We start from the raw sequence: 9,168 nt of genomic DNA on the forward strand, positions 1-9,168 counted from the left end.
TCTAAATCTCAAAAAATGATAGTATACTCATTAAAATTATTATTTTTGAAGTTGAATAGTCAATTAACTATATTTGTTTAACAATTCCCGGAAAAGAAGTTTTCTATCAAATTTTGCAAGCAATGCAGAACTTGGAAGGAAAAGCATTTCTAAAATGTAAAGAGTGTGAAAGTGAATCCATAAAAATCGAACAAAATCTTGAAAGCGATATTATAAACATCGTTATAAATTCAAAAAAATACTACAAATGTATTTTAGGAGAACACAAAAATGGAGCAATTTCGTTTGGGATAAAAGGACTTAATGAGAATTTAAGTACACAATACGACAAAACGACATTAACCGAATATTACGAAAAATTTTCTTCAGTAATAAAAGCAAATACGCAAGAAGGCTTTTTGCTTGTGGGTGATGCCCAGAACGTTACCAAATGTGATGTAGCATTGCAATTCTCGGGTAGTTTTTGCGGTTACACCAAAAACAGCCAAATCAACAAGGAGGATAAAACCTATATCGCTGGTGAATTAGAAAATTGTTTTGAAGATAGTGTTATTTCTGAACTACAAAAAGTTCTTTCCAATCTGTTTTATAAAGACGTAAAATTAGCTGTTGTTGTAAAACACGAAAACACAACCCATACATTGCTTTCAGCTGGTTTTCAAGTAAATGAAAATCAGGATAATGCAGAGATAACCCTGCATATTGACACTAACAAACCAGAAAATTTAGGAGTGGAACGCATTGCTGTTTCGCCAAATTATCTGCAAGCGTATGTGTTTTAGGCTACAACAAGAAGCAAACAGACGAGGTATTGAGGTCAATGTTGAAGATTTGCGAACCGAAGTTATCAAAGACTTGGAAGGCAAAGAAACGGCAAGTTGGTTTGCTAAGTTGGCTCAAAAAGCAAAAGCGTTGTATCATGACCAAATAGGTACTTTTGCCGAAGCCGCATTAGCCTCTCAGAAAATAGCCAAAAATGTTTGGGAGGAAGGACAAATAAATCAAAGTACGTGGCACACTAAAAACCAAGAACACGAGCAGTGGCCTAAATATGCTCGATTTGCACCTGTTGTTGGAGGAGCTACCGATGGTGTCATAGACGAGATTGTAGGCATACCAATGGCTATCAAAGGTATTTATGGCATAATGACCGATGAAGAGCAACGCAAAGCCATTGCAAATGTTTTCACCAAAGAGGGAATGAACCAACTTTGGGAAGAATTAAAAGCCGAAAGCCAAGAGATTGTAAGTGATAACGAACGCTTAACACATTTTGGCTCAAAAACGGTAGTGCAAGTGGCAGCAATGTTGGTGCCAGGAACACAAGTGAACAAAAGTAAAAAAATGATGGGTGCATTGGACAAAGCAACCGATGTAACCAAAAATTTACCTCAAAACGTTACTACTTATTTAAAGAAAATAAGCGATACCAATCGATATAACCCTGAAATACTAAAATCCATAGAGGATTTATTTGCAAAAATAGACCCTAAACTTTTGGATAAATTAGTTGATGTGCCTGGATTTGACAAGGTAATAACCGATATGGCACAGCACTGGAAGAAATTTAGAGGCGGGAAGTTTGTTTTAGAATATTGCAATAAAAAAGGAGATGCCTTTATAAAAGGCATAAAAGAATTTGAGGCAACAACTGAATTAGATTTAGGCGATGGCATTACAAAATTGCGTAAATATAATATTGAAATGGTAAGTGGCTCTAAATTAGAGTTTAAAGACTGGAGTGCTTGGGCAAATTGGAGTAATAACTCATTTAGAAAACAATTTATACCTGACCTTACCGATGTAGATTTCACAGAATTAGGACAGAAAAAGTATATTTTTAGGGCAAATAAAAATATTAACGCAACAACCTTAAAAGAGAATGTGATAAAAGCGCTTAAAAAAGCAGATGGCACACCGATTGAGGAGCTGAATAAATTGTTTGGTGAAGAAGATATATTTTCTAAAAAAGCATCGAAACTCTTTGAAGTAGATATAGATAACGCAAAAGATTTGATGCAAGCATTAGAAGATGAAAAAATATTTAATCAAATTTTTGAAATAGTAGAATAGTATGTATAAACAAATTAAAAAAATAGAAGAAGCATCTTTAAATAGCAAGAAAAATAAATTATATCTTTTGTTTAGTTACCTTTTTAATAATTTTTTAATATTAAAAAAGAAAGGTATATCTATATATAGATAAAAAAAGGAAATTATTCTTCTCTGGCAAAAAGACCTTAGCAAAATTGCGAATTATACCGATTGGAATGGATACCACGAAGGTAATGTAAAAAATGTGTATCTATATGAAAATAAACTGATTGTGGTTGCAGGAAATTCAGTATTGGCTATGGATATTGAAAAAGGAAATATTATTTGGCAAGTTAAATATGATGATTTTCAGCCTTTTACCCTACATATAAATAATAATTTTGCTTATCTTTCCAAAGGAGCTTTTTATTCGGTAATTGACTTAGAAAAAGGCGAAAAAGTATTGGAAACAATGCTTTTTCGCCCTTTTGACCACGATGAAAAATATGAAAAAGCGAATTTGGCTATGGTGGGTAGTGATATGACTTTTTACAATAACTATTTGTATTTCAGTGATAAACATAAAGGTAAATATTATTTAGCAAAATTAAATCCTCAAACCGCCAAAATTGAAGAATATCAATTTTTAGAAGAAATAACATCAAATTTACATCCTCCAAAATTTTATGATGATAAAATGTTTCTACTGGATAACAAATCTGTTTATTTACGAGCGAGAATAATTCCATTTCCATTAAATCTAATTTTGTATAGCAAGAATGTGATTTATTTGAAAAAATAGTCCCTAAACTTTTATATGAATTTTTTTCTAAAAATTTACCATTTTAATTAAATTTATGATTATCTTTACACCTCATTTCAACTATAAATTTTTTTGAGATATGAAAAATATACTCCGCCTTAGCTTTTTGGCTATTTTTGTATTATTTGCTTGTTCAACAGACAAAGAACAAGATAGTAATCCATTGTTGTTTAAAGAATATATTTCAGGATTTTCATCAGGATATATTTCTGCTTACGATCCTATTCGAGTAATTTTTACCTCAGCTATTTCAGAAGAAAAAACCAAAGAGATTTCAGCAAGTAAACTCTTTGATATTTCTCCAAATGTAAAAGGAAAATTAGTTTTGACAGGGAATGAAGTTCAGTTTGTTCCTGAAAATTCACTAAATCCCGATACGGAATATCAAGTAACGTTAAATCTGTTTCGACTATTTGATGTAAAAGATAAGAAATTGGAACGTTTTCGATTTAGAGTACGTACTTTCGAATCGAAATTTACTGTTGAAACACATGACTTACAATCATATAGCAAAGAATATTATTTCTTAAATGCTTCGTTGGTTGCCAGTGATAATATTTCGTCAAATCTTATCAAAGACCTTGTTTCAGCTGAAATATCTGGAAAAAAACTTTCAGTAAAAACCTCATTTTCAGGGAGTAATAATCGTATTCCTATTATTATAGATAGTATTCCTGCCTTGCGAGAAGAACAAACACTTGTGATTTCTTGGAATGGTAAAAAACATAATATTGACAGCAAAGGGGAAACTTCACTAACGATTCCTTCACAAGATGTTTTTGATGTGATTCAGTTAATTAAAGATGATGACAATGCAAACTCGTTCAGCATTGGTTTTTCTGCTCCATTAGCTAAAAATCAAGATTTCAGAGGTTTTGTTTGGGTTGATGATAAATCAGATTTCAAATACAGCGTTTCGGGTAATACCCTGAAAGTTTATAGCGAAGAAGATTTTGAAAACACAATAAAAGTTTCTGTAAACCAAGGTCTTAGAAGTTCTTATGGAGAGCGTATGAGTACGAACTTCACAGGCGAATTAACTTTCGAACAACAAAAACCCGAAGTACGTTTTGTTCGTAACGGAACGATTTTGCCAAGTTCTCAAAATCTGAAAATAAATTTTCAAACCATCAATCTCAAAGCTGTTGAGGTAACCGTTTCGCGTATTTATCAAAATAATATTTTGCAGTTTTTGCAAGAAAATTCGCTCAAATCAGGATATAATATTTATAAAGTTGGCACACCGTTAGTCCGAAAAATTATTCCTATTCGTGCTACTGGTCTTACCTCTCTCAAAAAATGGAATACACACGCTCTTGACCTTTCAACACTTATTTTGCCTGAACCTGGTGCTATTTACCGCGTAGAAATTGCGTTTAATCGTAAGTTTTCACTCTATTGTGGTACAAATACAGAGCCCATTTTAGAAGAAACAATTTCGATTTCTGATGATGATAATAACTACTCTAATTATGATAATGACGATGATAGTGAGTATTATGAAGATGATTATAACTACGTTTGGGAAGAAAGAGACGACCCTTGCAAAGATAGTTATTACTATGGAAAAAAAATAACAACCAATGTGTTGGCAAGTGACTTGGGTGTAATTGTAAAAAGAGGACAAAACAATGATTATACCATAGTTGTTAATAATCTGCTAACAACTAAACCTGTTAATGGTGCTTTAGTTGAAATGTACGACTTCCAACAGCAAAAAATACAAAGCGGGGCAACCAATGGGGAAGGTATTTTGCAACTTACAACCAATAAAAAAGCATATTTTGCTGTGGTTCAAAAAGATAATTATTCGACCTATGTCAAAATAGACGATGGAAATTCACAATCAGTAAGCCGTTATGATGTCGATGGAGTTTCACTCGAAAAGGGACGTAACGGATATATCTATACCGAACGAGGCGTTTGGCGACCTGGAGATAGTATTTTGGTAGGATTTATTTTGAATGATTTTGCAAATAAATTACCTGAAAATCACCCTATAAAACTTACTTTTACAGATCCTTTTGGCAAAGTTATGCAACAGATGGTTAAGAATTCGACCAAAGAAAATCATTATCTATTTACTCTCAAAACAAATCCTGAGTCTGTTACAGGAAATTGGAATTGCCAAATAAAGGTGGGTGCTTCGGTCTTTAACAAAACCATTAAAATAGAAACTATCAAGCCACACCGATTGAAAATTCAAAATAGCCTTGCTGATAAACTTATAAAAAGTAGTGGAGGTAATGTATCTGTTCAAGTAGATTGGCTACAAGGAACGCCCGCAGGTAATACTGGATTAGAAGTTACGGCTAAGTTGTATCGAACCTCATCAGCGTTCAAAGGTTTTGAAGGATATACCTTCGAGAATGTTTCTACACCTTTTGCTTCGGAAGAAATATCGGTTTATAATGGAAAAACAAATGAAAATGGACAAGCTAGCTTCTTCTTTCAACCTGATGAAATAGAAAATGCTAGTGGAATGCTTCGTGTTAATTTTCTTACCAAAGCTAACGAAACAGGAGGTGATTTCAGTATTGATGTCAGTTCGGCTATGTATTCTCCATTCAAAAGTTATGTTGGTATGAAAGCGCCTGAACCAAATCGATACGGATATTACGAAACAAAACAAAAACATCCATTCCAAGTAGTTGTAGTTTCTGAAGAAGGAAAACCTCTTGCTAATCAGCCCGTGAAATTGTATGGATACAAAATGGAATATAGCTGGTGGTGGGACGCTTCGTATTCTAATATTTCAAGCTACAACGCTTCAGATAGCCATACAGCACAATTTGAACTAAGTGCTACCACCAACAAAAATGGTAAAGCCTTTTTTGACATCAATATTGACAATGATAACTGGGGGGCTTATTACCTTCTGGTTGAAAACGAAAATAGCGGACACCAAGCTGGTTTTCCTGTTCGCTTTGATTGGAGCTATGGAACACGCAAAGACAACAATAGCCAAGAAGCAGTTATGCTTGCTTTAGGTACTAATAAAACCGAATACGCTGTTTCAGAAAAAGTTGAAATTAATTTTCCTTCTGATGAGGGGGGACGTGCGCTCATTTCGATAGAAAATGGATCTAAAGTATTACAAACTTATTGGGTTGAAACTGCGCGAGGAGAGACCAAATACAGTCTTCCTATTACCGAAGATATGGCTCCCAATGCGTATATCTATGTAACATTGTTGCAACCTCACGCACAAACCGAAAACGACTCACCTATTCGTCTATACGGCATAGCCCCTATTTCGGTTTATAATGCAAAAACGAAGTTAGAACCTGTTATTACTATGGACGAAGTGCTTCGACCTGAAAAGAAAACAACAATCAAAGTAAAAGAAAAATCCGAAAGACCAATGACTTACACCATAGCTATTGTCGAAGATGGATTGTTAGACCTTACTCGATTCAAAACGCCAAAACCTTGGGAGCGATTTTTTGCTAAAACGGCTCTTGGCGTGAAAACTTGGGATATTTACAATGATGTTATTGGTGCTTTTGGCGGAACTATCAATCAAGTATTTAGTATCGGAGGCGATGAAGATTTAGGAGCAAGCCAAGCTCAGAAAGCCAATCGATTCAAACCCTTAGTTATTGTACAAGGTCCTTTCTATACAAGCGGAGGTAGCAAATCTCACGAAATTACACTACCCAATTACATTGGTTCTGCACGGGTAATGGTTATTGCCTCAGACGTTGAAAAAAACGCCTTTGGAAGCGCAGAGAAAACCGTTCCAGTTCGTAGCCCTTTGATGATTTTGGGGTCTTTGCCAAGAAAAGCTACTCCGGGCGAAAGTATTACACTACCTGTTACCGTTTTTGCAATGGAAAAACAGATTAAAAACGTATCAGTACGAGTAAAAACCGATAGCAAATTCAAACTCACAAGCAATGCTGAACAACACGTAAGTTTTTCGCAAGTTCCTTCTGAAAAAATGGCTTATTTCAATCTGCAAGTAAATGATTTAGGCATCGGAAAAATTACCATTGAAGCCACATCAGGAGGCGAACGAGCCACCTACGAAGTGGAAATGGACGTATATAATCCAAATCCGCGAATGTATCAAATAAAACAAGTGGTTCTTTCTGGAAAATCATCAGAAAATGTTTCGTTTGAAGTCTTTGGAGAAAAAGGCACCAATGCAACCAGCATAGAGGCTTCGAGCTTTCCTGGTATAAATCTAAATCAGCGACTGAAATACCTAATAGAATATCCTCACGGATGTGGCGAACAGATTACCTCGGGAGCATTTCCTCAGTTATATTTAGCTGATTTTTCTAAACTCTCAGACAAGCAAAAACAAGATGTACAGAAGAATGTAAGTTCAGCCATTCGCAAATTGTCTGAAAATCAGCTTTCTGATGGAGGTTTCTCATATTGGAAAGGAGGAAAATATGCCGACCAATGGGTAACATCATACATTGGTCAATTCTATATAGAAGCTGAAAAACGAGGTTTTTCTCTTCCTATGAATGCAAAAACAAAATGGCTTGATTATCAGAAAAAACAAGCGCGTAGCTGGCAACCTTCGCAATACGATTACTATGCAACGACCCAAGCCTATCGCCTTTATACATTGGCACTGGCTAATCACCCCGAAATGGCATCAATGAATCGCTTGCGAGAAACACCTCAACTATCAAACGAAGCTATACGCCTACTTGCGGCATCGTATGCCTTGGCAGGTCAGAAACGTACAGCCGAAGAGCTTTTTGGCAAAGTAAGCCTTGATAATTCGGACGAAAACTATACCTATACGTATGGTTCAGCTACTCGTAGCCAAGCCATGTCATTGGAAACCGCATTGCTGTTAGGAAAAAATCAAATTGCTTCTGATTTAGCATTGAAAATTTCTGAAAAATTATCTTCTTCTGATTGGCTTAGCACTCAAACAGCTGCTTATTCGCTCTATGCAATGGCAGGATATGCAACTAAGAATAAAAGTGGAAAAGATTGGGTTCTTTCTTTTTCTATTGGTAATAATAGTGGAACTCTGCAAAGCGATACAGGATATGCTTCACAAGATGTTTCAGCTAATATAGGTACGCATTCGGTCAAATTGCAAAACAAATCGGACAGAACGCTTTACGTCCGCCTTGTTAGTAGTGGAAAACTCCCCGTAGGACCCGCAGGAAAAGAACTGGCACAACAAAATGGGCTTTCGATAATATCCAAATATGTAGATGCCAAAGGTAATACCATTTCGGTTGAAGAAATAGCACAAGGAACAACCTTTACCAATGTGATAAGTATAACCAATACAACACAAAGCAAGGTTGATAATGTGGCACTAACTCAGCTTATTCCTTCGGGTTGGGAAATAATAAACACACGTTTTACGGAATATGGTGGTGAACAAAATGGTATCGACTTCGCTGATATTCGCGATGATAGAACCAATTTATATTTCTCGCTACGAGCTAACGAAACCAAAACCTTCCGCATACAGCTCAATGCTTCTTTTGCAGGACGTTATTACCTGCCAGGAACATATGCCGAGGCAATGTATGACCAACGTTACAACACACGTAATATTGATAGTTGGGTTTCTGTAAAATAGTATTTAGTCTTCAACTACACAGACAAAGGAGCGAAATTTCGCTCCTTTGTCTTTTGTATAACTGACTCTTACTTGTTTGGCTACTACATTTAACTGCGTGTTTTTAATTTCGTGAATAGCCAATTTAAATTTTCCTTAATAATATTCGATACACATACCTTTTTTGCAGATTTTACACAACAGAACAAGATTTTTGCTAATTTTGAAGGCTATTATTTTGATTAAACTCAGATATTAGAAAAATTTCACCTAAATGTTGAATCTGTATTAAAAATATTTATTCAATTAGTGTTACTCTTTTTTGTCTTTTATGATGTTTTTTTGCTTTTCATCCCTTAATTTTTGATGTTTTATAAGAAAAACACTTCCTTTTTTAAGCTAATTTTTGTCAAAAAAATCAATTTTTTTCTTTTTTTGGAATTTTTATTTTTAAACATGTTAATTTTTTAGTTAAACATTCACAAAAACAAATATCGAAAATTTATTAATAAATACTAACAAATACGCCAATAGTAGCACAAATAATCATCTTATTTTCAGAATATTAACTCAAAACAGTAGTGATTTTATGCTAATTGATAATTTGTTATAAAATAGTTAATATTAAATTATGCTAATTGATGCTGAATTTGTGCTATTCTGTTCTTGACAACCAATATACTTTTGTCATAGAAAAACAAAAATATTGTTTCGTTTGAAAAAGTGTTAGTACTTATAAAATTAATTGTATATCCGTAATCAC

Annotated in this window: 4 protein-coding genes; all 4 read left to right on the plus strand. The window is 34.3% G+C overall.

Annotation, left to right across the window (positions count from 1 at the left end; translation table 11 throughout):
- Window positions 1-122: 122 nt before the first annotated feature.
- Window positions 123-782, plus strand: a complete 660-nt coding sequence (locus tag OO775_RS13290) for a hypothetical protein (protein WP_264847717.1) — start codon at window positions 123-125, stop codon at window positions 780-782.
- Entirely contained in the window at window positions 772-2,073 is a 1,302-nt protein-coding gene (locus OO775_RS13295) for a hypothetical protein (protein ID WP_264847718.1), read from the plus strand. Before OO775_RS13290 ends, OO775_RS13295 begins: the two co-directional genes overlap by 11 nt.
- Window positions 2,074-2,299: 226 nt before the next feature.
- The gene (locus OO775_RS13300) at window positions 2,300-2,836 is read left to right on the plus strand and encodes a hypothetical protein (protein ID WP_264847719.1); all 537 of its coding nucleotides are present in this window, start codon (window positions 2,300-2,302) and stop codon (window positions 2,834-2,836) included.
- Window positions 2,837-2,936: 100 nt separating this feature from the next.
- Window positions 2,937-8,426 carry an alpha-2-macroglobulin family protein gene (locus OO775_RS13305; protein ID WP_264847720.1) on the plus strand — a complete coding sequence of 1,830 codons (5,490 nt, stop codon included), beginning with the start codon at window positions 2,937-2,939 and terminating at the stop codon, window positions 8,424-8,426.
- Window positions 8,427-9,168 lie beyond the last annotated feature (742 nt).

It is taken from the genome of Capnocytophaga catalasegens (assembly GCF_026005215.1).
In the GTDB taxonomy this organism is placed as follows: domain Bacteria; phylum Bacteroidota; class Bacteroidia; order Flavobacteriales; family Flavobacteriaceae; genus Capnocytophaga; species Capnocytophaga catalasegens.